Genomic DNA, 24,299 nt, shown 5'->3' on the forward strand with positions numbered 1-24,299 from the left:
CCATGCGCAACCTTTTGTCTGTCAAGGTGATGGCTGCCGTGGTCATGGTCACGGCCATGGGCTCGGTGCGGGCTGAAGTGAAAACCGTCGATGTGGGGGTGGCCGCCGCTGAGAAGGCCTCGAACCGCATCCAGTCATTTCGATCCGCGCAGGGCGTGGAGGTGCTCTTTGTTCCCGCGCGTGGCATCCCCATGGTCGACCTCGCCATCGAGATCGACGCAGGCAGCCGCTGGGATCCCGTGGGCCTGGAAGGCCTGGCGGGCCTGACGGCGAGCCTGTCCAACCGGGGCCTGGCGGCGGTCGCGGACCGGCCCGCGAGGTCGGAAGAAGAGGTGGGCCAGGCCATGGCAGCACTGGCCATCCAGCGTTCTGAATCGGTCTCGCAGGATCGGGTGGGCATCCGATACCGGTTTCTATCGGATGCCGCCGTTCGCAACGAGGCCGTCGCCTGGGCAGCGCGTCAGCTGTCCGACCCGGCCTATGACGCTGCGGTCGTGGCACGCGAGCGAGACCGCTCGGTGGCGGGCCTTCTAGAGTCCCTCACCCGGCCCCAGGCCTTGGCCACCCGGGCCTTGTGGTCTTCCATGTACGGAGACCATCCCTACGGGCGGCAGTCCACACAGGCCTCTCTGCAGGCCATCGCAGCCGACCACCTCGCCGCCTTTCATGCGCGCTTCTGGCGGCCCGAGCGCATGTCGGTGGCGCTCGTCGGAGACCTCAGCCTGGCCGATGCCAAGGCCCTGGCCGACGCACTGCTTGCGCCCTTGACCCAGCGCGTTCAGGACCCATCTCACCAGGCCCTGGCCATTCGATCGGATGTGGCCTGGCTCTCGCTTTTGCCGGCCGTGCCACCGGCCAAGGCCACTGAGATTCGTCAGCCCCACCCCGCCAACCAGAGCCACATCTGGCTGGGCCTGCCCATGATGAGCCGATCCGACCGCCTGGATTTCTTCCCGATGCTGGTGGCCAATCACATCCTGGGTGGCGGCGGCTTCACGGCCCGCCTCACCCACGAGGTGCGTGAGAAGCGGGGGCTCTCCTACAGCGTGTTCTCTGCTGTTCAGCCACTGGCCCAGCCGGGGCCGTTCTTCATCGGGCTACAGACCCAGCGCGATCGCTCGGCAGAAGCGCTCACGGTGGTGCGGTCTGTGCTGGCCGATTTTGTGCAGAAGGGGGCCACCGAGGCGGAGCTGGAGGCGGCCAAGAAGAACCTGCTGGGTGGCTTTGCGCTGCGCCTGGATTCCAACCGCAAGCTGCTCGACAACCTGGCCCAGATGGCCTTCTACCGCCTGCCACTCGACTACCTCGACACCTGGTCTGAGCGCGTGGCTGCCGTGAATCAGGAGGACATTGCAGATGTCCTGGCCCGGCGACTGGTCCTCGATGCCATGACCGTGGTGGTGGTTGGTGGTGAGACGGCGCCTGCAGCCGCGCCGTCTCCCGCAGCTGCGCCCTCTCCCGCACCCGTGCCATCCCCGTGACGCCACGGCGCAGTCCGGCGCAGCCGGGTTCGGTGCGCATCATTGCGGGCCAGTGGCGGCGCAGCCTGCTGCCCGTGCCCAATCGGCCGGATCTTCGCCCCACACCAGACCGGGTTCGCGAGACCGTCTTTAATTGGCTCGTCACCTGGATGCCCGTGCCCATCTCGGCTGCGCGTGTGCTCGATCCGTTTGCTGGTTCTGGAGCCTTGGGCTTTGAGGCCGCCTCGCGTGGGGCCGCCAGTGTGACCCTGCTCGACCACGACCCGCAGGTGGTCTCTGCCCTGTCGACCACCAAGGCTCGGCTCGCCGCCACTGCAGTGACGGTGCTTCGGGCCGATGCAGCCAGCTGGCTTGCCCAGCGGGCCGGTGAGCCGCAGGCGACGCCCTATGAACTCATTTTTCTAGACCCACCGTTCTCGGAGCATCGGCTGCCCAGCATGGTGGTGCTCACCGTGCCGCACCTGGCCGATGGCGGCTGCCTGTACTTGGAATCGGATGAGCCCATTGCGGGGGCCTTTGAAACCCACCTGCAGGCCCATGGCCTGGAACTGGTGCGCTCCGATCGTGCAGGGCAGGTTTACTTCGGCCTGGCCCGGCTCACACGTTAAAGCGAAAGTGCATGACGTCGCCATCCTTGACGACGTAGTCTTTTCCCTCGAGCCGCATCTTGCCGGACTCTTTGGCACCCTGCTCGCCCTTGCAGGCCACGTAATCCTCAAAGCCAATCACCTCGGCCCGAATGAAGCCTCGTTCGAAATCGGTGTGGATCACACCGGCGGCCTGCGGTGCCGTGGCGCCCACGCGCACCGTCCAGGCCCGAACCTCTTTGACGCCGGCGGTGAAGTAGGTCTGTAGTCCAAGGAGCCCGAATGCCGCCCGAATCAGGCGGTCAAGGCCTGGCTCCGTCATGCCCATGTCCGCCAGGAACACAGACTTGTCCTCGTCGGCCATGTCTGCAATCTCGGCCTCGACGGCTGCACAGATGGCCACCACCGGCGCACGCTGCTCAGCTGCATAGGCCTCGAGTGCGGCCAGGTGCGGGTTCTGCGCAAAGCCACCCTCCTTCACATTGGCCACAAACATCGCGGGCTTGGCCGTGATGAAAAAGAAAGGGCGTATCAGTGCGTGTTCGTCGGCGTCCAGGCCCAGGCCCCGAATGGGCTTGGCCTTGTCGAGCTGCACCTGGCATTTCTCAAGAACGGCCACGAGCTTGGCGGCCTCCTTGTCGCCCGAGCGAGCGAGCTTCTGCGCCTTGACGAGCTGCTTCTCAAGGCCAGCCAGGTCGGCCAGGGCCAGCTCGGTCTCGATGGTCTCGATGTCCGCCAATGGGTCCACCCGCCCATTCACATGCACCACGTTCTCGTCTTCGAAGCAGCGCACCACATTCACAATCGCATCTGTCTCACGAATGTTGGCCAGGAATTGGTTGCCAAGGCCTTCGCCTTTGCTGGCACCGGCCACCAGTCCTGCAATATCGACAAACTCGACGGTGGCCGGCATGACACGTTCGGGCGACACGATGGCAGCGAGCTGATTCAGACGTGGGTCGGGCAGCTCCACGATGCCGGTGTTGGGCTCGATGGTGCAGAAGGGATAGTTCTCAGCAGCGATGCCCGCCTTGGTCAGTGCATTGAAGAGGGTGCTCTTGCCAACATTGGGCAGGCCGACGATGCCGCATTGAAGTGCCATGGGTGTCCTTTCAGGGGTTGGGCTGTGCGGGAGGGTCGACGTGGAGCAGCCGTTGCGCTGCAGCCGCATCCCCCCGAAGAAGCGCAGGCAAGGCCTGCAGTGCACGATCGATGGCCTGGCCCAGCGCAGTGGATTCGTCTGGCCGCGGCCGCTGCAGGACGAAGTCCGCCACGGCCTGCTCCAGCCCGAGGGTTCGGGGGTGGCCAATGCCCAGGCGCAGCCGCCAGAAATTGGCATCGCCCAGGGCGGTCGCAATGTCTCGAATGCCGTTGTGGCCGCCGTGGCCACCGCCTTGTTTGAGCCTAATCTGTCCGGGTGGCAGGTCGAGCTCATCGTGAACCACCAGCAGTTCTTGTGGTTCGATTTGGTAGAAGTGGCGCATGGGCTGCACAGCCGCCCCAGAGCGGTTCATGAAGGTGTCTGGCTTGAGCAGCCAGAGGCCACCAGCGACCAGACCGGGGGCCGCGACCTTCGCGGCATGACCTTTAAACCGCGACTCGGAGGACCAACTGGCGGGGCCGGCGCCCAGGCCGCGGGCGGCCAGGGCATCCACAAACCAGAAACCCGCGTTGTGGCGGGTTTCAGAGTAGCCGGCCCCAGGGTTTCCGAGGCCGGCGATCAGGCGAATGGTCATGGCGCAATGCGGCCGGCGCGCAGACCGCGCTGCTTAGCCTGCAGTGGCGTCAGCCGGGGTAGCGTCGTCCTTGCCGCCTGGCTTGCTGGCCGTGGCAACAACGGGGTTGTCCTGGCCGTGGAGTACCAAGGTGACGCCTGCGGGCAGGGTGATGTCCTTGACGTGAACCGAGTGGCCAACCGCAAGCTTGGAGAGGTCGACCTCGATGAACTCCGGCAGGTCTTTGGGCAGGCAGCTGATCTCGAGCTCGTTGAGCACATGGCTGACGATGGCGGCATCGAGCTTGACGGCGGGGGAGACATCCTGACCCACAAAGTGCAAAGGCACCTTCTTGTGCAGAAGCTGATCGGCCTCGACACGTTGGAAGTCGATGTGCAGCACCTGGGCCTTGAACGGGTGCATTTGGAAGTCGCGCAGGAGCACCTGCTCGCTCTTGCCGTCGAGCTCGAGCTTCAGGATGGACGCATGGAAGGACTCAACCTTCAGCGCGAGAAAAATGGGGTTGTGATCCATTTCAATGGCGATGGGCTCGCCCTTGCCGCCATACACAATGCCTGGCAGCTTGCCATCCCGACGAAGGCGGCGGCTCGCACGCGATCCTTCAGCAGAACGGCGGGTTGCAACCACGGTGGACGTGGAAAATTTCATGATGCACTCCGCTTCTAAATGTGGTGAACAGGCCCCTGGGCCGCGACCAGCCTCAGAGGGAAAGCCCGCTAGTGTAGCAGTGGGCCCAATGGGCCGCCAAGTTCGGGGAGCTAGGCCAGGAAGAGCGAACTGACCGAATCAGACTTCGCGATTCGAATCATGGTCTCGGCCATGAGGCCTGCGCAGGTAATTGCGCGAATGCGGCCGCACTGGGCTGCCTCTTGGCTGAGCGGAATGGTGTCGGTGACCACCAGTTCATCGAGCGAAGACTCGGTGATGCGCTTGACCGCGCCGCCGGACAAGACGGGGTGGGTGCAATAGGCGATGACCTTGAGCGCGCCCTCGGCCTTCAGGGCATCTGCAGCCTTGGTGAGGGTGCCGGCGGTGTCGACCATGTCGTCCATGATCAGGCAGGTTCGGCCGCTGACATCGCCGATGATGTTCATCACCTCGGAGACATTGGCCTTGGGGCGGCGCTTGTCAATGATGGCCAGGTCGGTGTCGAGCTCCTTGGCAAAGGCACGGGCCCGCACCACACCACCCACATCGGGCGAAACCACCATGGGGCTCGGGTAGTCGTGCTTCCAGACATCGGCCAGGATGATGGGCGCTGCGTAGATGTTGTCCACGGGGATGTCAAAGAAGCCCTGGATCTGGTCGGAGTGCAGGTCCATGGTGAGCAGGCGATCCACGCCCACCGACTGCAGCATGTTGGCAATCACCTTGGCGCTGATGGGCACGCGCGCCGACCGAACACGGCGATCTTGACGGGCGTATCCAAAATAGGGAATCGCCGCAGTGATTCGGCTGGCCGAGGCGCGCCGAAGGGCGTCGGCCATCAGCATCACTTCCATGAGGTGGTCGTTTGCGGGCGAGCAGGTGGGCTGAAGAATGAAGACGTCGCGGCCACGCACATGCTCGAGAATCTCAACCGTGGCCTCACCGTCTGAGAAGCGTCCGATGGCCGAGCGGCCCAGTGGGATGGAGAGGTGGCGCGCCACCTCTGCTGCAAGCCGGGGGTTTGCATTGCCCGTGAACAGCATGATGCCGTCGGGTGATCCGTTTCCAACCGGGAGTCGATCCGCCATGCTCAGTGTGGTTCCAATCAAGCGGCCGCCGAAGGCCAGTGGCTGGGGAGGAAGGACTCGAACCCTCGCATGCCGGAATCAAAATCCGGTGCCTTGACCAACTTGGCGACTCCCCAGCGTTTGCAACAAGCCATTATGGTAACTGTTCAGACGCCGGATGCCGAGCCAGGGCCCTGCAGACGCGAACCCGATCCGCTGCCAAGCCTTGTGTCACCAGGGTTTGGGCCAAGGTCTGGGCCTCCTCGTGATGCTGGCAACTCACGAAGCAGGCCCCCCCGCTGCCGCTCATGCGCACGGCGGCCGGGGGCAGTCCGAGGCCCGTGGCGACGCGCGCCAGCTGGTGTCGCCACTGGGCCACCACAGGAAACTGGCGACAGGCCACGGGCTCGAGGTCGTTCCGACCCGCGGTCCAGCGCGCATCCTTGCAGGCCAGCTGAAGCTCGCTTGGTGGCATGGGCACCGTGTCTCGAACCAGGCTGGGGTCGCGGAAAATCGGGGCCGTGGGCACCACCTGCGGTGGCACGACCACCACAAACCATTGGGCTGCGGGCTGCAGGCTCTGCATCGATTCACCGATCCCACCCACCAAGGCTGCCTGGCCGTGCAGGAAGAAGGGCACATCCGCCCCAAGGGTGAGGCCAATCTCGGCGAGGGTCTCGCGGGGGAGGTGAAGGCCCCAGAGGGCGTTGAGTGCCATCAGCGTGGTGGCCGCATCGGAGCTGCCTCCACCAAGGCCCGCCCCGTTGGGGATCGCCTTTCGGATGGAGACCTCTGCGCCAGCAGTCTCAGAGAGCAGGCCACATGCCTGGCTGTGGGCCTTGAGGGCCCGGGCGGCCCGGATGGCGAGGTCGTCATCCTCAGCCCAGTCCAGTGATTCGGCCCGATGAATCTGCCCCCGCTCATGGGTCGTGATGCGAATTTCGTCACACCAGTCGATGAGGCAGAAGACGCTCTGCAGGAGGTGGTAGCCATCGGCACGCCGCCCCACCACATGCAGAAAGAGGTTGAGCTTGGCCGGGGCGAGCCAGGTCTGCATCAGGGCTGCAGCCGGTCGGGCACGATGCGAATGGCCAGGGGGCCTCGGCTGCTGGGCAGCGAGGCCTCAATGCGCCGGGATGTCGCCGCCTCGGAGGGAGACAACTGCTGCGCAACGGCATCGAGCAGCGCACCGAGGGTCTGCAGTTGGTCGCCCTGCAGGCCCAGTGCATCGAGGGCCCATTGGCGGGCCCGCTCCGTGGACACCGACTCACCGCGTGGCCCAGCCAGCGACCAGCCCTGCCAGTCCTGTGGCAGACGGGTCTGGCGCAGCAGGCCCTGTGGCTGACCCCAGGGGTCTGTGATCGCGAGCATGGCCTCGCGCCCGGCGGGGCCTTCGCGGGCAGGCCACCACTCAAATCGACCCTGGATGGGGCTCTCGAGGCCTGGCCCGAACAGCACGAAGCGGCCCACCGATGCGGGCAGGTCGTCGGCCGAGGTCGTGGCCTGTTGCGCGGGGGGCAGGCTTGCGCATGCTTGCAACAGCACCAGCCCCAGACCCAAGGCCACACGCCGCATCACTCGATGCGAACCCCAAGGCGTTCAAGGGTCTGGGCGAGCACCTTGTTGTGTGGGTCACTGGCCAGTCCAATGCGCCAGATCGCCTTGGCCCGGTCGGCCTGGCCAAGCGTCCAGAGCACCTCGCCCAGGTGGGCAGAGATCTCTGCGTCGGGCTGCTGTCGGTGGGCGCGCTCCAGCCACGTGAGCGCCTCCTTGGGCTGGCCCATGCGGAAGAGCACCCAGCCCATGCTGTCGAGAATGTGTGGGTCCTCCGGCGCAAGGCTCACCGCTTTTCGAATCAGTTCGTTGGCCTCGGTGAGGCGCTCGCCGCGGTCTGCCAGGCTGTAGCCCAGGGCATTGAGCGCATGGGCATGTGTGGGCTCGCGGGCAATCAGGCTTCGGAGCAGGCGCTCCATGTCATCGAGCCGGCCGAGCTGCTCGTGCAGCATGGCCCGGGTGTAACTCAGTGATGCAAGCTGCAGGTCCGGGGCGCCAATGGTCTCCAGCAGGGCAAGGGCCTGAGCCCGGTTTGGCGTGCGGCTGAGCAGGCCCGTGAGCCGCTCGTAAAACGGTTCGAGCTGTCCGGCGCGCCGAGCTTGTTCGCGTCGCGCCAGCAGCGACTGGGTGAGGTCGCCCGTGAACCCGAGCATGAGCTCGAGTGTGTCGACGGTGTCCTGGGCCTCAAGCCGTCCATTGCTCGCCTTGGCCCAGACCCTCGCCGCGCGCAGGGCCTGGGCCGGTGCCCGCGCACTCAGGGCCACCTGGGTGGCACGCTCTGCGATGTTGGCCTGCTGCGTCTCTTCGGCCAAGGAGACATAGGTGGCCGCGGCCAGGGCGAGTTCACCCTCTTGGATGGCCAGTTCGCTCACCAGAATCTGGAAGACCATGCGGGGCTCTTGCGGACCGGCCGAGCTCCCCTTGGCCAGGGCGGGCCAGGAGATCGACGCAGCCATTGCAAGGGCGGCCAGGCGAATGGAATAACGCATCATCATGGTCTCGCAACAGTAACCCAGAATGAAGGGGGCCATGGCCATGCCCGAACTGCCAGAGGTGGAAGTGATTGCCCGCGGGCTGGTGCCAGTCTTGGTGGGCCAGCGGCTGCATCGCCTGGCCGTGAGCGGCAAGCCCCTGCGAAGCTTTGCCGGCCGCATCACGCCGCTCAAGCCCCTCGAAGGCCAACGGCTCGTGGGGTTGTCTCGGCGGGCCAAGACGCTCATCTGGACATTCGAGCAGCATTGGCTGGCGATTCACCTTGGAATGTCGGGCGTGCTGCGTTGGCAGCCATCGCCCGTGGAGAATGCGCCGCCGGCGCACTGCCACCTGCGATGCTGGTGGGAGCACGGTGAACTCTGGTTCGTTGACCCGCGCCGATTCGGCGACATCCGACTGGCCCGCCGCCCGCAGGGTGTCCACACGCCCCATGACAGTCCCTTGCCAGCCAGCCTCGTGGGCCAAGCGGGCCAAGGATGGGAGCCCCTGTCGGCCACACTGACGCCGCAGGCCTTCGCAGGCTCGGCCAAGGGCGTGCGGCAGGCCATCAAGGTCTGGCTCATGAAGGGTGATCCGCTCGTGGGCGTGGGCAATATTTATGCAAGTGAGGCCCTCCATCGGGCGGGCATTCACCCAGCCCGGCCCGCGGGTCGGGTCTCTGCGGCCCGACTTCACCAGCTGCTGCAGGCCATCCGGGCGGTGCTTGAAGAGGCCATTGCGGCTGGTGGCAGCACCCTGCGCGACTACCGACATGCCGATGGCGGCACCGGGCAGTATGCGGGTGCACATCGCGTCTACGACCGGGCCGGCGAGCCCTGCCCATACTGCGGGCAAGCCATCCGACGCATGGTCCAAGCCCAGCGGGCCAGCTTCTACTGCCCTGCCTGTCAGCGATGAGCCGTCGGTCGGTCTCGCGCTTTTCCAGCCAGCTCATGGCCTGGGCTGCCCAGCATGGGCGCGCCGGCCTGCCCTGGCACCCGGCACCGGGTCAGTCGCCGGACCCCTATCGAGTCTGGCTCTCCGAGATCATGCTTCAGCAGACGCAGCTGGCCACCATGCGTCCTTACTTCGATCGTTTCCTGGCGAGGTTCCCAGACTGCGCGGCACTCGCGGCAGCCCCGTTGGATGACGTGCTTTCGGCCTGGAGTGGGCTGGGCTATTACGCCCGTGCACGCAATCTGCATCGGGCGGCCCAGCAGCTCGTGGAGGCCGGTGGCTTTCCCGCCCATGCAGAGGCATGGCAGCGGCTGCCCGGGGTGGGCCGCTCCACGGCTGCAGCCATTTGCGCAGTGGTGTTTGGGGAGCGGGTGGCGATTCTCGATGGCAATGTTCGTCGGGTCCTGGCGCGGCAAGTCTGCGCGCCCCAGCCCTGGGCCAGTCAGGCTCTGGCCAATCACCTCTGGCAGGAGGCCGAGGCTCGCCTGCCAGAGGCCGCCCAGGACATGCCCGCCTACACCCAGGCCATCATGGACCTCGGGGCACTGGTCTGCCTGCCGCGACAGCCGCGCTGTGAGGCCTGCCCCGTGTCGGGGCACTGTGAGAGCCATCGTCGGGGGCGAGTCTCCGACTTCCCCGTGCCGCGGCTGGCCCGTGTCCGGCCGGTGCGCCAGGCCCGCTGGCTGGTGGTTTGGCGCAAGGGCTGCGTGGGCCTGGTTCGGCAGCCCGAGGAAGGCCTCTGGGGTGGGCTTTGGGTGCTGCCCGAGTGGCCGCTGGACACGGCATGGCCTCAAGGCTGTCATGCACCCCTCTCTCTCAGCCACGACTTCACGCACTTTCGCCTGGAGATTCAATGGGCGGGCTTGTCGCTGTCGGCCAAGGCAAGGCCTCCGTGCGCGGGTCTGCAGTGGGTGCCTGTGGCCGAGGCCCTGACACGCGGGCTGCCCACGCCGGTGCGGCGTGTGCTGGGCCTTAGTCGAGACCGCGTCGAATCAGGGAGCGGTGTCGAACCATGACTGGCCAGGCCCCCGAGAAGTGCTTCGCCAAGGCTTCGGCACAGTAGACCGACCGGTGTTGCCCCCCGGTGCAGCCGAGTGCGACCGTCAGGTAACTGCGGTGCTCGGTCTGATAATGCGGCAGCCAGCGCTCCAGAAAGCCCTGGATGTCGGTGACCATCGTGCCCACGCTCGGCTTGTCCTCTAAGAACCGGATGACCTTCGTGTCTTTGCCCGTGAGGCCGCGCAGGGCGTTGTCATAGAAGGGGTTGGGCAGGCAGCGCACATCGAAGACCAGGTCGGCATCCAGGGGCACACCCTCCTTGTAGGCAAATGACTGGAACAGGAGTGTCAAGGGGGAGGCCTTGAGTGAGAGCAGTTCCCGCACCCAGGCCCGCAGCCCCGAAGGACCGAGGTCGCTCGTGTCGAAGGCCGTGCCAAGGGTTGCATAGTCGGCGAGCAGTTCCCGCTCGGCCTCAATGCACTCTGCGAGCGAGCGGCCGTCGGTGAGGCCCTGGTCGGCGGTGAGGCTCAGTGGATGTCGTCGCCGGGTCTCTGAGTAGCGCTGCACGAGAATGTCCGACCGTGCGGTGAGAAAGAGCACGGTGAGATCAACCCCCGATGCACGAATGGCGTCGAGCGTGCCGCCCAGTGCACCCGCATCCACCGCGCCGCGCGCGTCGGCGGCCACGGCCATGCGCTGGTGGCCTTGCCCACGAAGGGTCTGCACCAGGCCCTCGAGCAGTCCAATGGGCAGGTTGTCCACGCAGAAGTAGCCGGTGTCCTCGAGGGCCTTCAGGACAACAGACTTCCCCGAGCCCGAAAGCCCGGTGAGCAGCACGAGCTTGGAGGATGGACTGGTCGTGGTCATGGGGCGGCCTGCCGCATGGCAGCCTGCTGACGCTCCGTGAATTCCTTCAGGGTGTCGACACCCCGCAGCTGAAGCACCGTGTTGCGAACGGCGGCCTCGACCAGCACCGCCAGGTTGCGGCCCGCTGCAACCGGAATGACCACCTTGCGGATGGGCAGCCCAAGCACCTCCTCATTGAGGGCTTCCAGCGGCAGCCGTTCGTATTCGTCGATGGCAGACCGCCGCACAAGCTGCACAATCAGCCGCAGACGAAGGCGTCGTCGAACGCTGGTCTCACCAAAAATGGCCTTGATGTCGAGCAGGCCCAGGCCACGAACCTCGAGCAGGTTCTGCAGCAGCGCGGGGCACTTGCCTTCAACGGTGTCGGGGGCAATGCGTGCGAACTCCACCACATCGTCGGCCACCAGGCCATGGCCGCGGGTGATGAGTTCCAAGGCCAGCTCGCTCTTGCCCAGACCCGATTCCCCGCAGATGAGCACGCCAATGCTCAGCACATCCATGAAGACCCCGTGCAGGGACGTGCTTGGTGCAAGGGTCTTGCTCAGCTGAATGCGGGTGAGGTCGATGAGTCGCGCCGCCTGTAGGCTGCTTCGCATCAGCGGTGTGCCATCACGATCGCAGGCATCGAAGAGCTGGGCCGGCGGCACTTGGCCGTCTGCGATGACCAGTGCGGGCGGGCGCCCCGAGAGCAGTTCGGCGGTGAGGTAGGAGCGGCGCTGTGGATCGAGCCGGTTGTAGTAGTCCACCTCGGCTGCGCCGAGCACCTGAATGCGATTGGGGTGAATCAGGTTAAGGTGACCGACCAGGTCTGCACTCTCAAATGATGGGCCGGAGATGTGGCGGTCTGCACCCACGCTGCCCGTGACCCAGGTCAGCCGCAGGAGTTCTCGGTAGGACTCGAAGAACGCTGCGACGTTGAGCATGGCTGGGGCCTGTCAGCCCCCGGCCGAACGCCAGGCGCACAGGGCCTGGTGAAGTGCCTGCGGATCTTGGCTGCCGAGCAGGGCCTCTCGCAGGCCGGTGTCCGAGAGCATCTCGGCCACCTCGGAGAGGAGTTCCAGGTGCTGCTGGGTGGCCTGCTCTGGCACGAGCAGGAAGATCAGCACCGAGACAGGCTGACCATCGGGTGCATCGAAGGGGATGGGGCTGGCCAGCCGGAACACGGCCGCCACGGCATCTTCCAGGCCCTTGATGCGGCCATGTGGAATGGCGATGCCGTCGCCAAGCCCGGTGGAGCCAAGGCGCTCGCGGGCAAACAAGGAGTCGAAGACCTTGCTGCGTGCGATGCCCTGGTGCTCTTCAAACAGCAAACCCGCCTGTTCAAAGACGCGCTTCTTGCTAGAGGCGTCGACATCCAGTTGGATGTTGTCGACGGCGAGGAGCTTGCAGATCCGGTTCATGAGGCCAAATTATAGGCCGGTTTCACCAGATTTGCTGCGCTGCGGCAATCAGAGCGCGCTGGCCCCCCGCGTCTGGTGGACCCCCTTTTGGTGGAGTTCCTTGTAGCGCACGACCTGGCGGTCGAGTTTGTCGGCCAGCAGGTCGATCGCCGCGTAGAGGTCGCTGTGGGTGGACTCCGCATGCAGGTCCTTGCCTTGTAAGTGCACAGTCACTTCAGCCTTCTGGTCCAACCGCTCGACCGAGAGCACCACGTGGGCCTGAATGCCGTGGTCGAAGTGTCGCCAGGCCTTGGCCAGCTTCTGTTCGACGTAGCTGTGGATGGCGTCGGTGACGGGCAGGTGGTGGCCGGTGATCGTGACTTGCATGGTGCGTCTCCTGTGGTTGGATTAAACCCGCTTGCGAAGGCTGGCACTGGGGATTCGAAGCCCCTCTCGATACTTTGCCACTGTTCGACGCGCCACGACCACGCCCTGTTCCGCAAATCGGTCGGCGATGGCCTGATCCGACAAGGGTTTTTCGGCGGGTTCGGCCTTGATCCAGTCTTGTATTTGGGCGCGCAAGGCCGTGGCCGAGGCCGCGCCGCCGTCATCCGTGCCCACGTGGCTGCTGAAAAAGTATTTCAATTCAAAGCAGCCCAAGGGGGTGAGCATGAACTTCTGGGTGGTCACCCGCGAGACGGTCGACTCGTGCAGTTCGCAGGCCTCGGCGATGTCCCGCAGCACCATGGGCCGCATGGATTTGGGGCCCTCCTCGAAGAACTTCTGTTGGGCGGCCACAATCGCCTGCGAGACCCGAAGAATGGTGTCGGAGCGCTGCTGAATGTTCTTCATCATCCACCGGGCCTCTTGCAGTTTCTGCTGCAGGCCCCCGTCGCCTCCGTTGTCCTTGATGAGCTTGGCGTACTCTGAATTGATGCTCAGGCGCGGCAGGGCATGCCGCGCGAGCCGAACACTCCATCGGCCGCGGCGGTCGCGTTGGACCAGCACATCGGGAATGAGGTAGGTGGCCTGCTGAGACTGGAAGGTGGCGGCGGGCTTGGGCTCGAGCCCTCGAATGAGGGCCAGCGCCTGCGAGACATCCTCCTTGCCCTCGCCGCAGGCCTTGGCCAGGCTGGTCACCGGCAGACTGCCGAGCTCAGCCAAGTGACCTTGAACCAGGCGTTGGGCGAGGCGGCCGCAGGCCTGCTCCTCCGGTGCGTCTTCGTGGTGAGCCAGGAAGTCCTCGATCTGCAGCAGCAGGCATTCCTCCAAGGAGCGGGCGCCCACGCCAACCGGGTCGAGTGACTGCAGCAGGCGCAGGCCCACGGCCTGCTCGTCCTCCTCCAGGGGCCCACCCAGGTGCGACTCAAAGACGCTTGCAAAGCCTTCGGCCAGGTCTGCGGGGTCATCCCGCAGGTAGCCGTCCTCGTCGAGCCCCTCGATGAGAATCTCCAGCCAGGCCCGGTCGCGTTCACTCAGGTGCAGGCCCGCGGCCTGTTCGCGAAGGTGGTCGGCCAGGCTCGTGGGCTTGGCATCTCCGGGCTCGTAGTCGGTGTCCTCACCGCCGCCACTGCCGCGCCAGTCCGTCAGGCCATCGCCCTCCATGGCGGGCCAATCGTCCGGGCCATCGGCCCCAGACTCGGGCCCGTCACTCGACTCGGACGTGGCCACCTCCTGCTGCTCGATCGGGGTCTCGCTGCTGCTCTCGCCATCGGGGCGAAGGTCGTCGATCTCGAGCAGCGGGTTGTCCTGGGTGAAGCGTTCGAGCTCCTGGCGCAGCTCCAGGTTCGAGAGCGCCAGCAGGCGAATGGCCTGCTGAAGCTGCGGTGTGAGGCTCAGCTGCTGGCCAAGCTTGGTGGTGAGCGAGATCTTCATGGCTACATGCGGAAATGTTCGCCGAGGTAGACCTCCCGCACACGGGGGTCGTCCACGATGCTGGCCGGGTCGCCATGGGCCAGCACCTGTCCTTCATTGATGATGGTGGCGTGGTCGCAGATGCCAAGCGTCTCTCTCACGTTGTGGTCGGTGATGAGCACGCCGATGCCTCGGTCTTTGAGGTAGCGGATGATGCGTTGAATCTCGATCACCGCAATGGGGTCCACGCCGGCAAAGGGCTCGTCCAAGAGAATGAACCGCGGGGATGTGGCCAGTGCCCGGGCAATTTCCACCCGACGGCGCTCACCACCCGACAAGGCCTGACCCATGCTCTGGGCGATGCCGCTGATCTGGAGTTCCTCCAGCAAGGCCTGCAGGCGTGTCTCGATCTCGTTGGGGGCCAAAGGCTGGCCATTCCCATCGACCTGCAGTTCGAGCACCGCTCGAATGTTGTCCGACACGCTCAGGCGACGAAAGACCGAGGCCTCCTGGGGAAGGTAGGAGAGCCCGGCACGGGCCCGTCGGTGAATGGGCTGGTGGGTGAGGTCTTGGCCATCGAGCACAATCGAGCCCGCATCGGCGGGCACCAGGCCCACGATCATGTAGAAGCAGGTGGTCTTGCCCGCCCCGTTGGGGCCGAGCAGCCCGGTGACTTCCCCACTGGAGACCGACATCGACACTTCCTTCACCACCAGCCGACCTTGGTAGCCCTTTCGCAGCTTGCTGACCTGAAGCGTGCTGATCGGGGAGGCGCTGGTGCCGGCTGCGGTCATTCGGCGGGCTGGGCGGGCCTGGGCATGAGGGTCATGCGGGCGCGGGTCTGGCCAGGCTTGACCTCCACCCCATAGACCTCGGTGACATTGTTGTAGACCACGCGATCGCCAGCGACCTGGTCCATGGCCGACTCGCCCGCCAGGCGTCGCATGACAGCCTGTTCAGAAAGAATCGCGATCTCGGTCTTGCTGTCGTAATCGATTTGAAGGCTCTCCCCCACCATCCACTCGTCGACCCCTTCTCGCTTCTGACGGAAGCGGGCCGGCTGGCCCGTGACCACGCCCTGGGAGGTACCATCAGGCTGCTGCCGCAGCTCGAGCCGATCGCCTCGCAGCACCAAGCTTCCTTTGGTGAGCACCACGTTGCCGGTGAATACGGTGACAAGCTTTTGTTCGTCGTGGTCGAGGCGGTCTGCATCGATCTTGGTGGGGGCATCTCGGTCGGCCTTGGCGGCCTGTGCAGTGGACACAAGGCCACCGACCATCATGAGGGCCACCATGAATTGAGAGAGAACGAGGCCATCTCGCATGGGCAGACTCATTTCTGTTTGGGCAACACCATTCTGCTGTCAGCCAGAATCGTCACCTGATCTGTTTTCTGATTCAAGGTCATGCCCACACCATACAGGGTTGAGGCGCCGCGGTAGATCATCACAGGGTCTGCCGTTCGGGCCAGGTCTTCATTGACCAGGAAGGTCAGGCTCTCGGTCTCGACCCGAACCGCAGGGTCGGTCTCATAGGCTTGGCGGGTTACCACCACGGTCTTTTTTAAGGTCACCACCGACTGGTCTGAACTCACCTCGCCGCGCAAGGCTGTGGCCATGATGGGTGGCCGATCGGGCCGCAGGGTCACCACGACGGGCTCGGTAAAGAAGGACTGCCCGTCGGCCAACTGCTCGATCTCTGGGGTCTGAATGCGTTGCGCTGGAAAGCCTTCCGAATTGCTGCGCACGATGGTGGCCCCATAGACATAAGCCGTGGGGCCCGTTCGGGTGGCAGACGCTTTTTGCCAGTCTGGCTGCAGGGCCCACTCCGAGAGCAGGTAGGAGGCCGCGGCCAGTGCCCCCAGAAGAACCACCGAGAGCAGGGTGCCGATGCGGTCGGACCAGCGGTTCATCTGGCTCGGGCCTTCAAGATGAAGTCGCAGAGTTCCCGCACGGCACCGTCGCCGCCCGGCCGGGTGGAGACCCAGTCGGCCTGGGCCAATACATCTGCATGGCCATTGCAGACACTGGCGGCCAGACCTACCTCGGTCATCACCGGAAGGTCTGCAAGGTCATCTCCCATGTGGCCGCAGGCGCTGGCCGACAGGCCACTGGTGGCGAGCCATTGGTGGAAGGCCGCGCGCTTGTCGTCACAGCCGAGCAGCACCTGTGTGATGCCCAGTTCGTGGGCCCTGTGCAGCACCGAGGGGTGGCTGCGGCCACTCAGAATCCCAACCCCCACGCCGGCCGCCTGCAGTGCCTTCAGGCCGTGCCCATCGAGCACATGAAAACGCTTGAGGGCCTCGCCGGCCGCATCGTAATAAAGGCCCCCATCGGTCATCACGCCGTCGACATCGAAGAACATGAAGGCCAGCGCACGGGCGGCCGCTGCGGGGTCTCGACGCAGGCTGCTGCCCACCATTAGAGGATCTTCGCCTCAAGCAGGTCGTGCAGGCCGACGGCGCCCACCAACTGGCCCGCCTCGTTGACCACCAACAGGTGGTTGATCCGGCTGGTGTCCATCAGGTGGGCCGCCTCGGTGGCCAGCGCATCGGCAGAAATGGTTCGTCCGCCCGGGGTCATGGCCTGTGACACGGGCTGGTCTGGGCTCAGCCGACCCTCGCCCAACAGGCGACGCAGGTCGCCGTCGGTGAAGAGCCCGAGCAGCTTGTTCTGGTCGTCCACCACGCAGGTCATGCCCATTCGTTTGGCACTCATCTCGGCCAAGGCATCGGTCAGTCGCACGCTGCTTCGCACCGCAGGAAGCTGGTCGCCGGTTCGCATGACATCGGCCACCCGCACCAGCAGCCGCCGACCAAGGCTCCCGCCGGGGTGCGAACGCGCGAAGTCGTCGGGCCCGAAGTTGCGCCGCTCGAGCACCGCCACCGCGAGGGCATCGCCCAGCACCAGGGCTGCGGTGGTGCTCGATGTCGGGGCCAGGTTGTGAGGGCAGGCTTCCTCTGAAACGGCGGCCAACAGGTGAATGTCGGCGAGCTGGGCCAGGGTCGACTGCGCGTGACCCGTGATGGCAATGAGTCGGGCACCCATGCGCCGAAGGTGTGGGGCAATGAATCGAAGTTCGTCCGTCTCGCCCGAGTAGGAGAGGGCGAGCACGAGGTCTTGGGCCTGAACCATGCCGAGGTCCCCGTGCCGTGCCTCGGCGGGGTGCACAAAGAAGGCTGGTGTTCCGGTGGAGGCAAAGGTGGCGGCGAGCTTGCGGGCCACGTGTCCACTCTTGCCCATGCCGGTGACCACCAGACGGCCTTCGAGTCCCACGATCCAGTCCACGGCCTGGGCGGCCGCGGGTGTCAACTGTGCTGCCAGGCCTGCAATGGCCTCGGCCTCCATTTGGATCACGCGCCGAAGGCGCCCGAGCACGGCCTCTGGTGAGGAGTCTGTTGACATGCGAGAAGTGTAAGGGAAGCCAATCGCTACAATGCCCAGACATGCCTCCACACCAACCTTCGCTTGCATCAGAGCCCACGCTCGTCTTTGAGAACGTGCGCTTTGCCTACGGCGCACGCACCATCATTGATGACCTGAGCTTTGAAGTCGCCCGCGGGGAAGTGCTCGCCCTCATGGGAGGCTCCGGCGTTGGGAAGACCACCCTGCTGCGCCTGATGGCCGGGCTCGTGCGGCCCAGCCGCGGACAGGTTCGGGTCTTTGGCCGTGTGGTTCAGACCCAGGATCGTGCCGCGCTCTATGAGATCCGCCGGCGCATGGGCCTGCTCTTTCAGTTTGGTGCTCTCTTTACTGATTTGTCCTGCTTTGAGAATGTCGCCTTCCCGTTGCGCGAGCATGCGGAGTTGCCCGAGCCCATGCTTCGAGACCTGGTGCTGCTCAAGCTGGAGTCGGTGGGCCTGCGGGGTGCTGCAGACCTGATGCCCAGCGAAATCTCCGGTGGCATGGCCCGCCGAGTCGCCTTGGCCCGGGCCATTGCCCTGGACCCAGAACTCATCCTGTACGACGAGCCCTTCGCAGGCCTCGATCCCATCTCGCTCGGGGTGACGGCCCGCCTCATTCGCCGTCTCAATCGCGCCCTGGGCGCCAGTTCGGTGGTGGTGACCCACGACGTAGCCGAGACCTTTGAGATCGCCGATCGGGTGGCCGTGCTGGCGCCTTCCGCAAAGGGTGCACACCTCGTGGCCTTGGGCACGCCAGCCGAACTGCGAGCCTCGAGCGATCCTTACGTGCGGCAGTTCCTGGCTGGCGATGAAGACGGCCCGGTCGCCTTTCACATGCCGGCCCGACCTGCAGCCGAGGAGTTTTTGCGTGGCCCGCGCGCCTAAGCCACTGGACCGCATCGCGCGGCTGGGCGCTGGGGTGCTGAGCGTGCTCGAGGGCCTTGGTGGCTTCATGCGCCTGGTGTTCCAACTGCTGGCCCGTCTGCCAGCCATTCTGCGCAGGCCGGGGCTGGTGGCCGGCCAGGTGCACTTTCTGGGCAACCATTCCCTGGCCATCATTCTCGTCTCTGGGCTCTTTGTGGGCCTGGTGTTGGGGCTACAGGGCTACTACACCCTGCGCCGCTATGGCTCCGAGGAGGCCTTGGGCCTTCTGGTCGCGCTTTCTTTGGTGCGCGAACTGGGCCCGGTCATCACGGCATTGCTCTTTGCAGGCCGGGCGGGCACCTCACTCACGGCCGAGATCGGGCTCATGAAGGCCGGCGAGCAGCTCTCAGCCTTGGAGGCCATGGCCGTCGACCCGGTGGCGCGCATCCTTGGGCCACGTTTTGCCGGGGGAGTCATCGCCATGCCCTTGCTCGCGGCGATGTTCTCGGCCGTGGGGGTGCTGGGTGGCTGGCTGGTGGGGGTCGTGCTCATCGGCGTGGACCCGGGTGCCTTCTGGTCACAGATGTCCGAGGGGGTCGACTTTTCTGGGGACATCGTCAATGGCGTGATCAAGAGCGTGGTCTTTGGCTTCACCGTCACGCTTGTGGCCCTCTACATGGGCTACTCCTGTCGGCCAACCCCTGAAGGCGTGTCCCGTGCCACCACCCAGACGGTGGTCGTCGGTTCCTTGGCCATCCTCGGCCTGGACTTCATGCTCACCGCCCTGATGTTCGGCGCGCTCTGATAGGCTTTCAACATGCAAAGAACCATCAATGTGCTGGTCGGCCTGTTTGTTCTGATTGGCCTGGCCGCACTCCTCTTTTTGTCACTCAAGGTGAGCAACCTCACGAGCATGGCCTCGGGGCCGAGTTACACCGTGGTGGCCTTCTTCGATGACATCGGTGGCCTCAAGCCACGGGCGGCGGTGCGCAGTGCTGGCGTGGTGGTGGGCCGGGTGCGCAGCATCGACTTTGACGACCAACGCTACCAGGCCAGGGTCTTGCTGGACATTGATTCCAGCGTGGACTTCCCCAAAGACAGTTCGGCCCAAATTCTCACGGCAGGCCTCTTGGGTGAGAAATACATCGGCCTGCTGCCAGGGGCCGACGACCAAATGCTCAAGGACAACGATCGCATCACCCTCACCCAGTCGGCAGTCGTGCTCGAGAACATCATTTCCCAGTTTCTCTACAACCGGGACACCGGCGGGGCTGCCGATGACAAGTCTGGGGGCCTGAAATGACGCCTCGCATCTGCCTGGCTGTGCCGGCTGCCCTGGTGCAATGGATGCGCCTGGCCTGTCTGGGCACGTTTTTGGCCTTGGCCGCGGGCTGTGCAAGCCTGCCCGAGGGCCATCAGTCCGACCCGCGCGACCCATTCGAGCGCTACAACCGGGCCATGTTCGATTTCAACACCGAGGTTGACGAGGCCATCCTCAAGCCCGTGGCCCAGGGCTATCGCAACCATGTCCCCGACCCCATTCAAAAGGGAGTGGGCAATTTCTTCGGCAACCTTTCAGACATGGTCACCACGATCCACCATTTGTTGCAGGGAGAGGGAACCAAGGCGGGCCAGACGGCAGGCCGCGTGCTGGTGAACACCACCATCGGCATCCTTGGCCTTGCGGACCCCGCCAGTGACATGGGGCTGCCCAAGACCAAGGAAGATTTCGGCCAGACCTTTGGCCGCTGGGGTGCGGAGCCTGGGGCTTACATTGTGCTGCCACTGCTGGGCCCGAGCACGGCCCGTGACACTGTGGGCACGGTGGCAGACTTTGCCACCGACCCTTTTGACCAGATTTTTACCGTTGACACCTCCACTGAATGGACGGTGCGGGGCACACGCGTGATCGACACTCGGGCAGGCCTCTTGGGTATGGAGTCCACGCTCGATGCCCTCTCATTCGACCGATACCTCTCGGTGCGTGATGCCTATTTGGCAAGACGGGCCCAGCAGGTTTCTAATGGCGAGACCGCTTCTTCAAAGGCCTCGCCATGATGTCCCTCACCTTCATTCGTCCCCGCGTTGCGTCCTGCGCGCTGACGCTTGCGGCCCTGGTGGCCTTGGCCCCGGGCCTTGCCAATGCGCAGCCGCGAGCGGCCTCGCCCGATGACCTCATCAAGGTGGTCACCCAAGACATCCTGGACACGGTTCGCGCCGACCGCAGCCTTCAGCAGGGCGACCTCAATCGGATGAATGCGCTTGTCGACCAGCGGGTCATGCCGGTGGTCGACTTCTCCAAGATGACAGCGCTCACCGTGGGCATCCATTGGCGCCGAGCCTCGCCGGCCCAGCAGGAACAGCTCATGGCAGCCTTTCGTGAGCTGTTGCTCCTCACCTATGCCGATGCCCTGCGTCAGGTGCAAGACACCACGGTTCAGGTGAGGCCCGCCCGTTACGCGCCTGAAGACCAAGATGTCGTGGTGCGCACCTTTGTGCTGCGAACGGGCAAGGAGCCCATTCAGCTCGATTACCGCCTGCACAAGACGCCTGCCGGCTGGAGGATCTACGACTTTAATGTGCTGGGCCTGTGGCTGGTCGACCATTACCGCAGCCAGTTCTCCCAATTGGTGGGTGCCCGCGGCATCGATGGGCTCATCGCTGCACTTCAGTCGAAGAACAAGTCCCTGCGGCAGTCGTCCGTCGCCCGTGGCTCCTGAATCCATCTTCGTCGGGCCCCGTGCGTTCACGGGGCCGCTCACGCTGCAGTTGGCGCCCGCGGTGCTTCAAATGGCTGCTGCTGAACTCGAGGAGGCCATCCGAGGCACCTCGGCTGGCCAGACGGTGGTCATGAATCTCGCGGCCCTCGGCAAGGTCGACACCTCCGCCCTCACGGTGCTTCTGGCACTCACGCGGCAGGCGCAGCAGCGTGGCATTCGGCTGGTCTGGTCGGGCATGCCGCCCGCACTCCTGGAACTGGCCAAGCTCTCCTCCGTCGACGCGCTGCTGCCCACGGCATGACGCCTGCCGTCTGCCTGCAGGGGGTGACCAAGGTCTACGGTCACCCAGACACCGGCTTTTGTGCCCTGCGCGATGTCAGCCTTCAGATCGAGCAGGGCGACTTCTTCGGCCTGCTCGGCCCCAACGGCGCCGGAAAGACCACCCTCATTCAGATCATGGCGGGGCTCACCCGCCCAAGCGCTGGCCGCGCCGAGGTCATGGGCTTTGATGTGGCCACGCACCCTTCTGAGGCTCGGCGGCGGCTCGGTGTGGTGCCCCAAGAACTGGTCTTCGACCCGTTCTTTACGGTGCGCGAGACCCTGCGCATTCAGTCGGGCTTCTTTGGTCTGCTGCGCAACGACGACTGGATCGATGAACTGCTCGTGGCGCTCGGCCTCTCCGACAAGGCCGACACCAACCTTCGCGCCCTGTCCGGTGGCATGAAGCGTCGGGTGCTGGTGGCCCAGGCCTTGGTCCATCGTCCCGCGGTGATCGTGCTCGATGAGCCCACCGCCGGGGTGGACATCCAACTGCGAGAAAGCCTCTGGCAGTTCATTCGCGGCCTCAATGACAAGGGCCACACCATTCTGCTCACCACCCACTACCTCGAGGAGGCCGAGCAACTCTGCCGTGGGCTGGCCTTCCTGCGGCGGGGTGAATTGGCCCTGGAGGGGCAGACGTCAGACCTCTTGTCGCAGACCCAAGGGGTGAACCGCCTGGAGCAGGTCTTCCGTCGAGTCTTCCAAGGGGTCGCCGTAGAATAGCGGCATGGTGACACCCAAAAACATTGAGCAGTACATCCGCGAGGGCCTGGCCTGCGAGCACCTTGCAGTCGATGGCGATGGCCATCACTTCGAGGCCGTGATTGTCAGTGCGGCCTTTGAGGGCAAGCGTCTGATCGCCCGCCATCAGCTCGTCTATGGCGCCCTGGGCGATCGCATGCGCCAGGAGATCCATGCCCTGTCGATGAAGACCCTCACGCCGGCCGAATGGGCCGAGCAGTCCGGCGCCTAAGGCCCCTTCATGGATCGTTTTCAGATTCAAGGGGGCCAGCCCCTTCATGGCCGCGTCCGAATTTCTGGGGCCAAGAATGCCGCCCTGCCCATTCTCTGCGCCGGCCTGCTCACCGATGCACCCCTGGTCTTGCACAACGTGCCGCCCCTGCGGGATGTGGCCACCATGCGCAAGCTCCTCGAAGGCATGGGCCTGCGCTGTGAGCGGCATGCCCAGTCGGTCGACGGCCAAGAGACCCTCACCCTGCAGGCCGACCGCATCGACCGGCTCGAGGCGCCCTATGAATTGGTCAAGACCATGCGCGCCTCGGTGCTCGTGCTCGGCCCCATGCTCGCCCGATTTGGTGAGGCCTTGGTGAGCCTGCCCGGGGGCTGCGCGATTGGTCAGCGCCCCGTGGACCAGCACATCAAAGGCCTCACCGCCATGGGTGCGCAGATCGAGATCGACCATGGCTACATCAAGGCACGCGCCGGCCGCCTCAAGGGTGCCCGCATTTCCACCGACATGGTCACGGTCACCGGCACCGAGAACCTCATGATGGCGGCCTGCCTGGCCGAGGGCACCACCGTCATCGAGAACGCAGCCTGCGAGCCCGAGGTGGTCGACCTGGCCGTGGTGCTTCAGTCCATGGGTGCACAGATTGAGGGTGCGGGCACAGACCGCATCACCATCCGCGGCGTGGAGGCCCTGCACGGGGCCGAGCACACCGTCATGCCCGACCGCATCGAGGCAGGCACCTTCCTGTGCGCGGTCATGGCCACGGGTGGAGAACTCACCGCCCTGGGGGCTCGGGCCGACCAGATGGGCGCCACACTCGACAAACTCCAAGAGGCTGGGCTCGACTGGCAGTCGACCGACGACGGCATTCTGGCCAGGGCCAGTGGCCGTCCGCGGTCCGTCAATGTTCGTACGGCCCCATACCCGGGCTTTGCCACCGACATGCAGGCCCAGCTCATGGCGGTCAACGCCATTGCAAATGGCACGGGCATGGTGGTGGAGACCATCTTCGAAAACCGGTTCATGCATGTCCAAGAGATGCGCAGGCTCGGTGCGCAGATCGAGATCGATGGCCACACGGCCGTGGTCAAGGGTGTCTCCCGTCTCACCGGCGCAAGGGTCATGGCCACCGACCTGCGCGCCTCTGCAGGCCTGGTCATTGCGGGCCTGGTGGCTGAAGGCACCACCGACATCGATCGCATCTACCACCTCGACCGCGGCTACGACCGGATGGAACAAAAACTTGTGGGCCTCGGGGCCCGCGTGAAAAGGGTGTCGGCATGATCACACTGGCCTTGTCCAAGGGCCGCCTCTTTGAAGAGGCCCTTCCCATGCTCCAGGGCATGGGCATTCGCCCGGCCGAAGACCCTGACACCTCCCGAAGGCTCATCCTGCAGACCAATCGCCCCGACCTGCGCCTGCTCATCGTGCGTGCCAGTGACGTGCCCACCTATGTGCAGTTCGGCGCGGCCGACCTGGGCATCGCCGGCTCGGATGTCCTGGTGGAGCACGGTGGCAATGGCCTGTACCAGCCGGTCGATCTGGGCATTGGCCGCTGCCGCATGAGCCTTGCTGCGCCCGTGGGCATGGATGTGGCCGACAAGCTTCGCCGCGGCGCTCGTGTGCGGGTGGCCACCAAATACCTGCAGACGGCCCGGCAGTTCTTTGAGTCGCGTGGGGTGCATGCAGACCTCATCAAGCTCTATGGCTCGATGGAGCTCGCCCCCTTGGTGGGCCTTGCAGATGTCATCGTCGACCTGGTCTCCACCGGTGCCACCTTGGCGGCCAATGGCCTGGTCGAGGTGGAGGCCATTGCCCAGGTGAGCTCGCGGCTGATCGTGAACCAGACCGCCTTGAAGACCCAGCATGCGGCCCTTGCACCCATCATTGAAGACTTCGCCCGACAATCCAAGGCCTGACC

31 protein-coding genes and 1 tRNA gene are annotated in these 24,299 nt (G+C 65.2%); 14 read left to right on the forward strand and 18 right to left on the reverse strand.

The window, feature by feature from the left end:
* Positions 1-2 precede the first annotated feature (2 nt).
* Both AC8GDA_RS00500 and AC8GDA_RS00505 read left to right on the forward strand, forming a co-directional pair.
* Positions 3-1,481 (forward strand): M16 family metallopeptidase, encoded by a 1,479-nt coding sequence (locus tag AC8GDA_RS00500; RefSeq protein WP_506556377.1) that lies wholly within the window; start codon positions 3-5, stop codon positions 1,479-1,481.
* Positions 1,478-2,089, forward strand: coding sequence for an RsmD family RNA methyltransferase (locus AC8GDA_RS00505; RefSeq protein WP_506556378.1), 612 nt, complete (start codon positions 1,478-1,480; stop codon positions 2,087-2,089). The genes AC8GDA_RS00500 and AC8GDA_RS00505 overlap by 4 nt, the downstream gene beginning before the upstream one ends.
* Here the strand turns inward: AC8GDA_RS00505 and ychF are convergent.
* The 8 genes from ychF to AC8GDA_RS00545 form a co-directional block, all read right to left on the reverse strand.
* Entirely contained in the window at positions 2,079-3,170 is a 1,092-nt protein-coding gene (ychF, locus tag AC8GDA_RS00510) for a redox-regulated ATPase YchF (protein ID WP_506556379.1), read from the reverse strand. The two genes, AC8GDA_RS00505 and ychF, sit on opposite strands and share 11 nt — an antisense overlap.
* 10 nt (positions 3,171-3,180) lie before the next feature.
* Positions 3,181-3,804, reverse strand: coding sequence for an aminoacyl-tRNA hydrolase (gene pth, locus AC8GDA_RS00515; RefSeq protein WP_506556380.1), 624 nt, complete (start codon positions 3,802-3,804; stop codon positions 3,181-3,183).
* 33 nt (positions 3,805-3,837) lie between these two features.
* The gene (locus AC8GDA_RS00520) at positions 3,838-4,452 is read right to left on the reverse strand and encodes a 50S ribosomal protein L25/general stress protein Ctc (RefSeq protein WP_506556381.1); all 615 of its coding nucleotides are present in this window, start codon (positions 4,450-4,452) and stop codon (positions 3,838-3,840) included.
* Between the two features lie 110 nt (positions 4,453-4,562).
* A complete protein-coding gene (locus AC8GDA_RS00525; RefSeq protein ID WP_506557160.1) occupies positions 4,563-5,495 on the reverse strand; it encodes a ribose-phosphate pyrophosphokinase in 933 nt (310 codons plus the stop codon).
* 84 nt (positions 5,496-5,579) lie between these two features.
* Positions 5,580-5,656: transfer RNA gene (locus AC8GDA_RS00530), tRNA-Gln, on the reverse strand.
* 17 nt (positions 5,657-5,673) lie between these two features.
* Entirely contained in the window at positions 5,674-6,576 is a 903-nt protein-coding gene (ispE, locus tag AC8GDA_RS00535) for a 4-(cytidine 5'-diphospho)-2-C-methyl-D-erythritol kinase (RefSeq protein WP_506556382.1), read from the reverse strand.
* On the reverse strand, positions 6,576-7,094 hold the full coding sequence (locus tag AC8GDA_RS00540) for a hypothetical protein (RefSeq protein ID WP_506556383.1): 519 nt from the start codon (positions 7,092-7,094) through the stop codon (positions 6,576-6,578). The genes ispE and AC8GDA_RS00540 overlap by 1 nt, the downstream gene beginning before the upstream one ends.
* The gene (locus AC8GDA_RS00545; RefSeq protein ID WP_506556384.1) at positions 7,094-8,110 is read right to left on the reverse strand and encodes a tetratricopeptide repeat protein; all 1,017 of its coding nucleotides are present in this window, start codon (positions 8,108-8,110) and stop codon (positions 7,094-7,096) included. Before AC8GDA_RS00545 ends, AC8GDA_RS00540 begins: the two co-directional genes overlap by 1 nt.
* Here AC8GDA_RS00545 and mutM point away from each other — a divergent pair.
* Complete coding sequence (gene mutM / locus AC8GDA_RS00550) at positions 8,103-8,963, forward strand: bifunctional DNA-formamidopyrimidine glycosylase/DNA-(apurinic or apyrimidinic site) lyase (RefSeq protein WP_506556385.1); 861 nt, start codon at positions 8,103-8,105, stop codon at positions 8,961-8,963. The two genes, AC8GDA_RS00545 and mutM, sit on opposite strands and share 8 nt — an antisense overlap.
* A complete protein-coding gene (mutY, locus tag AC8GDA_RS00555; protein ID WP_506556386.1) occupies positions 8,960-10,018 on the forward strand; it encodes an A/G-specific adenine glycosylase in 1,059 nt (352 codons plus the stop codon). The genes mutM and mutY overlap by 4 nt, the downstream gene beginning before the upstream one ends.
* On the opposite strand, the gene rapZ is transcribed toward mutY, so the two are convergent.
* Genes rapZ through AC8GDA_RS00605 form a run of 10 tightly spaced genes read right to left on the reverse strand, consistent with a single transcriptional unit; the run spans position 9,975 to position 17,504 of the window.
* Entirely contained in the window at positions 9,975-10,868 is an 894-nt protein-coding gene (gene rapZ, locus AC8GDA_RS00560; protein ID WP_506556387.1) for an RNase adapter RapZ, read from the reverse strand. The two genes, mutY and rapZ, sit on opposite strands and share 44 nt — an antisense overlap.
* Positions 10,865-11,791 (reverse strand): HPr(Ser) kinase/phosphatase, encoded by a 927-nt coding sequence (gene hprK / locus AC8GDA_RS00565; protein WP_506556388.1) that lies wholly within the window; start codon positions 11,789-11,791, stop codon positions 10,865-10,867. Before hprK ends, rapZ begins: the two co-directional genes overlap by 4 nt.
* 12 nt (positions 11,792-11,803) lie before the next feature.
* Complete coding sequence (gene ptsN / locus AC8GDA_RS00570) at positions 11,804-12,268, reverse strand: PTS IIA-like nitrogen regulatory protein PtsN (protein ID WP_506556389.1); 465 nt, start codon at positions 12,266-12,268, stop codon at positions 11,804-11,806.
* 48 nt (positions 12,269-12,316) lie between these two features.
* Positions 12,317-12,634: a ribosome hibernation-promoting factor, HPF/YfiA family gene (hpf, locus tag AC8GDA_RS00575; RefSeq protein ID WP_506556390.1), complete on the reverse strand. Its 318-nt coding sequence runs from the start codon at positions 12,632-12,634 to the stop codon at positions 12,317-12,319.
* A 21-nt stretch (positions 12,635-12,655) separates the two neighbouring features.
* Positions 12,656-14,122 (reverse strand): RNA polymerase factor sigma-54, encoded by a 1,467-nt coding sequence (gene rpoN, locus AC8GDA_RS00580; RefSeq protein WP_506556391.1) that lies wholly within the window; start codon positions 14,120-14,122, stop codon positions 12,656-12,658.
* 2 nt (positions 14,123-14,124) lie between these two features.
* On the reverse strand, positions 14,125-14,895 hold the full coding sequence (gene lptB, locus AC8GDA_RS00585; protein ID WP_506556392.1) for an LPS export ABC transporter ATP-binding protein: 771 nt from the start codon (positions 14,893-14,895) through the stop codon (positions 14,125-14,127).
* Positions 14,892-15,425: a lipopolysaccharide transport periplasmic protein LptA gene (gene lptA / locus AC8GDA_RS00590; RefSeq protein ID WP_506556393.1), complete on the reverse strand. Its 534-nt coding sequence runs from the start codon at positions 15,423-15,425 to the stop codon at positions 14,892-14,894. The genes lptB and lptA overlap by 4 nt, the downstream gene beginning before the upstream one ends.
* 8 nt (positions 15,426-15,433) lie before the next feature.
* On the reverse strand, positions 15,434-16,012 hold the full coding sequence (gene lptC, locus AC8GDA_RS00595) for an LPS export ABC transporter periplasmic protein LptC (RefSeq protein ID WP_506556394.1): 579 nt from the start codon (positions 16,010-16,012) through the stop codon (positions 15,434-15,436).
* Entirely contained in the window at positions 16,009-16,521 is a 513-nt protein-coding gene (locus AC8GDA_RS00600) for a KdsC family phosphatase (RefSeq protein ID WP_506556395.1), read from the reverse strand. Before AC8GDA_RS00600 ends, lptC begins: the two co-directional genes overlap by 4 nt.
* Positions 16,521-17,504, reverse strand: coding sequence for a KpsF/GutQ family sugar-phosphate isomerase (locus AC8GDA_RS00605; protein WP_506556396.1), 984 nt, complete (start codon positions 17,502-17,504; stop codon positions 16,521-16,523). Before AC8GDA_RS00605 ends, AC8GDA_RS00600 begins: the two co-directional genes overlap by 1 nt.
* Positions 17,505-17,545: 41 nt before the next feature.
* Between AC8GDA_RS00605 and AC8GDA_RS00610 the strand changes: the two genes are divergently transcribed.
* Genes AC8GDA_RS00610 through hisG form a run of 10 tightly spaced genes read left to right on the forward strand, consistent with a single transcriptional unit; the run spans position 17,546 to position 24,297 of the window.
* Positions 17,546-18,388: an ABC transporter ATP-binding protein gene (locus tag AC8GDA_RS00610; RefSeq protein WP_506556397.1), complete on the forward strand. Its 843-nt coding sequence runs from the start codon at positions 17,546-17,548 to the stop codon at positions 18,386-18,388.
* Positions 18,389-18,410: 22 nt separating this feature from the next.
* On the forward strand, positions 18,411-19,172 hold the full coding sequence (gene mlaE, locus AC8GDA_RS00615) for a lipid asymmetry maintenance ABC transporter permease subunit MlaE (protein ID WP_506557161.1): 762 nt from the start codon (positions 18,411-18,413) through the stop codon (positions 19,170-19,172).
* A gap of 12 nt (positions 19,173-19,184) precedes the next feature.
* Positions 19,185-19,670, forward strand: coding sequence for an outer membrane lipid asymmetry maintenance protein MlaD (gene mlaD / locus AC8GDA_RS00620; protein ID WP_506556398.1), 486 nt, complete (start codon positions 19,185-19,187; stop codon positions 19,668-19,670).
* Positions 19,667-20,425 (forward strand): MlaA family lipoprotein, encoded by a 759-nt coding sequence (locus AC8GDA_RS00625; RefSeq protein ID WP_506556399.1) that lies wholly within the window; start codon positions 19,667-19,669, stop codon positions 20,423-20,425. Before mlaD ends, AC8GDA_RS00625 begins: the two co-directional genes overlap by 4 nt.
* The gene (locus tag AC8GDA_RS00630; RefSeq protein WP_506556400.1) at positions 20,422-21,087 is read left to right on the forward strand and encodes an MlaC/ttg2D family ABC transporter substrate-binding protein; all 666 of its coding nucleotides are present in this window, start codon (positions 20,422-20,424) and stop codon (positions 21,085-21,087) included. Before AC8GDA_RS00625 ends, AC8GDA_RS00630 begins: the two co-directional genes overlap by 4 nt.
* Positions 21,077-21,388, forward strand: coding sequence for an STAS domain-containing protein (locus AC8GDA_RS00635; protein ID WP_506556401.1), 312 nt, complete (start codon positions 21,077-21,079; stop codon positions 21,386-21,388). Before AC8GDA_RS00630 ends, AC8GDA_RS00635 begins: the two co-directional genes overlap by 11 nt.
* Positions 21,385-22,131, forward strand: a complete 747-nt coding sequence (locus AC8GDA_RS00640; RefSeq protein ID WP_506556402.1) for an ABC transporter ATP-binding protein — start codon at positions 21,385-21,387, stop codon at positions 22,129-22,131. Before AC8GDA_RS00635 ends, AC8GDA_RS00640 begins: the two co-directional genes overlap by 4 nt.
* 4 nt (positions 22,132-22,135) lie before the next feature.
* On the forward strand, positions 22,136-22,381 hold the full coding sequence (locus AC8GDA_RS00645) for a BolA family protein (protein ID WP_506556403.1): 246 nt from the start codon (positions 22,136-22,138) through the stop codon (positions 22,379-22,381).
* A gap of 9 nt (positions 22,382-22,390) precedes the next feature.
* Complete coding sequence (gene murA / locus AC8GDA_RS00650) at positions 22,391-23,662, forward strand: UDP-N-acetylglucosamine 1-carboxyvinyltransferase (protein WP_506556404.1); 1,272 nt, start codon at positions 22,391-22,393, stop codon at positions 23,660-23,662.
* Positions 23,659-24,297 carry an ATP phosphoribosyltransferase gene (hisG, locus tag AC8GDA_RS00655; RefSeq protein ID WP_506556405.1) on the forward strand — a complete coding sequence of 213 codons (639 nt, stop codon included), beginning with the start codon at positions 23,659-23,661 and terminating at the stop codon, positions 24,295-24,297. The genes murA and hisG overlap by 4 nt, the downstream gene beginning before the upstream one ends.
* The last annotated feature ends 2 nt before the right edge of the window (positions 24,298-24,299 follow it).

The sequence above is a fragment of the Hahnella aquatica (SeqCode) genome (assembly GCF_965194505.1).
GTDB lineage: Bacteria > Pseudomonadota > Gammaproteobacteria > Burkholderiales > Burkholderiaceae_A > Hahnella > Hahnella aquatica.

Coding starts and splice junctions, on each gene's coding strand:
- AC8GDA_RS00630 (WP_506556400.1), top strand. CDS start 20,422: ATGATGTCCCTCACCTTCATTCGTCCCCGCGTTGCGTCCTGCGCGCTG.
- lptC (WP_506556394.1), bottom strand. CDS start 16,012: ATGAACCGCTGGTCCGACCGCATCGGCACCCTGCTCTCGGTGGTTCTT.
- lptA (WP_506556393.1), bottom strand. CDS start 15,425: ATGCGAGATGGCCTCGTTCTCTCTCAATTCATGGTGGCCCTCATGATG.
- AC8GDA_RS00525 (WP_506557160.1), bottom strand. CDS start 5,495: ATGCTGTTCACGGGCAATGCAAACCCCCGGCTTGCAGCAGAGGTGGCG.
- rpoN (WP_506556391.1), bottom strand. CDS start 14,122: ATGAAGATCTCGCTCACCACCAAGCTTGGCCAGCAGCTGAGCCTCACA.
- AC8GDA_RS00645 (WP_506556403.1), top strand. CDS start 22,136: ATGGTGACACCCAAAAACATTGAGCAGTACATCCGCGAGGGCCTGGCC.
- AC8GDA_RS00605 (WP_506556396.1), bottom strand. CDS start 17,504: ATGTCAACAGACTCCTCACCAGAGGCCGTGCTCGGGCGCCTTCGGCGC.
- AC8GDA_RS00520 (WP_506556381.1), bottom strand. CDS start 4,452: ATGAAATTTTCCACGTCCACCGTGGTTGCAACCCGCCGTTCTGCTGAA.
- ispE (WP_506556382.1), bottom strand. CDS start 6,576: ATGCAGACCTGGCTCGCCCCGGCCAAGCTCAACCTCTTTCTGCATGTG.
- hisG (WP_506556405.1), top strand. CDS start 23,659: ATGATCACACTGGCCTTGTCCAAGGGCCGCCTCTTTGAAGAGGCCCTT.
- rapZ (WP_506556387.1), bottom strand. CDS start 10,868: ATGACCACGACCAGTCCATCCTCCAAGCTCGTGCTGCTCACCGGGCTT.
- AC8GDA_RS00600 (WP_506556395.1), bottom strand. CDS start 16,521: ATGGTGGGCAGCAGCCTGCGTCGAGACCCCGCAGCGGCCGCCCGTGCG.
- AC8GDA_RS00640 (WP_506556402.1), top strand. CDS start 21,385: ATGACGCCTGCCGTCTGCCTGCAGGGGGTGACCAAGGTCTACGGTCAC.
- ychF (WP_506556379.1), bottom strand. CDS start 3,170: ATGGCACTTCAATGCGGCATCGTCGGCCTGCCCAATGTTGGCAAGAGC.
- mutM (WP_506556385.1), top strand. CDS start 8,103: ATGGCCATGCCCGAACTGCCAGAGGTGGAAGTGATTGCCCGCGGGCTG.
- lptB (WP_506556392.1), bottom strand. CDS start 14,895: ATGACCGCAGCCGGCACCAGCGCCTCCCCGATCAGCACGCTTCAGGTC.
- mutY (WP_506556386.1), top strand. CDS start 8,960: ATGAGCCGTCGGTCGGTCTCGCGCTTTTCCAGCCAGCTCATGGCCTGG.
- AC8GDA_RS00500 (WP_506556377.1), top strand. CDS start 3: ATGCGCAACCTTTTGTCTGTCAAGGTGATGGCTGCCGTGGTCATGGTC.
- AC8GDA_RS00610 (WP_506556397.1), top strand. CDS start 17,546: ATGCCTCCACACCAACCTTCGCTTGCATCAGAGCCCACGCTCGTCTTT.
- ptsN (WP_506556389.1), bottom strand. CDS start 12,268: ATGAACCGGATCTGCAAGCTCCTCGCCGTCGACAACATCCAACTGGAT.
- AC8GDA_RS00540 (WP_506556383.1), bottom strand. CDS start 7,094: ATGCGGCGTGTGGCCTTGGGTCTGGGGCTGGTGCTGTTGCAAGCATGC.
- hprK (WP_506556388.1), bottom strand. CDS start 11,791: ATGCTCAACGTCGCAGCGTTCTTCGAGTCCTACCGAGAACTCCTGCGG.
- AC8GDA_RS00545 (WP_506556384.1), bottom strand. CDS start 8,110: ATGGCCATGGCCCCCTTCATTCTGGGTTACTGTTGCGAGACCATGATG.
- murA (WP_506556404.1), top strand. CDS start 22,391: ATGGATCGTTTTCAGATTCAAGGGGGCCAGCCCCTTCATGGCCGCGTC.
- pth (WP_506556380.1), bottom strand. CDS start 3,804: ATGACCATTCGCCTGATCGCCGGCCTCGGAAACCCTGGGGCCGGCTAC.
- hpf (WP_506556390.1), bottom strand. CDS start 12,634: ATGCAAGTCACGATCACCGGCCACCACCTGCCCGTCACCGACGCCATC.
- AC8GDA_RS00625 (WP_506556399.1), top strand. CDS start 19,667: ATGACGCCTCGCATCTGCCTGGCTGTGCCGGCTGCCCTGGTGCAATGG.
- mlaD (WP_506556398.1), top strand. CDS start 19,185: ATGCAAAGAACCATCAATGTGCTGGTCGGCCTGTTTGTTCTGATTGGC.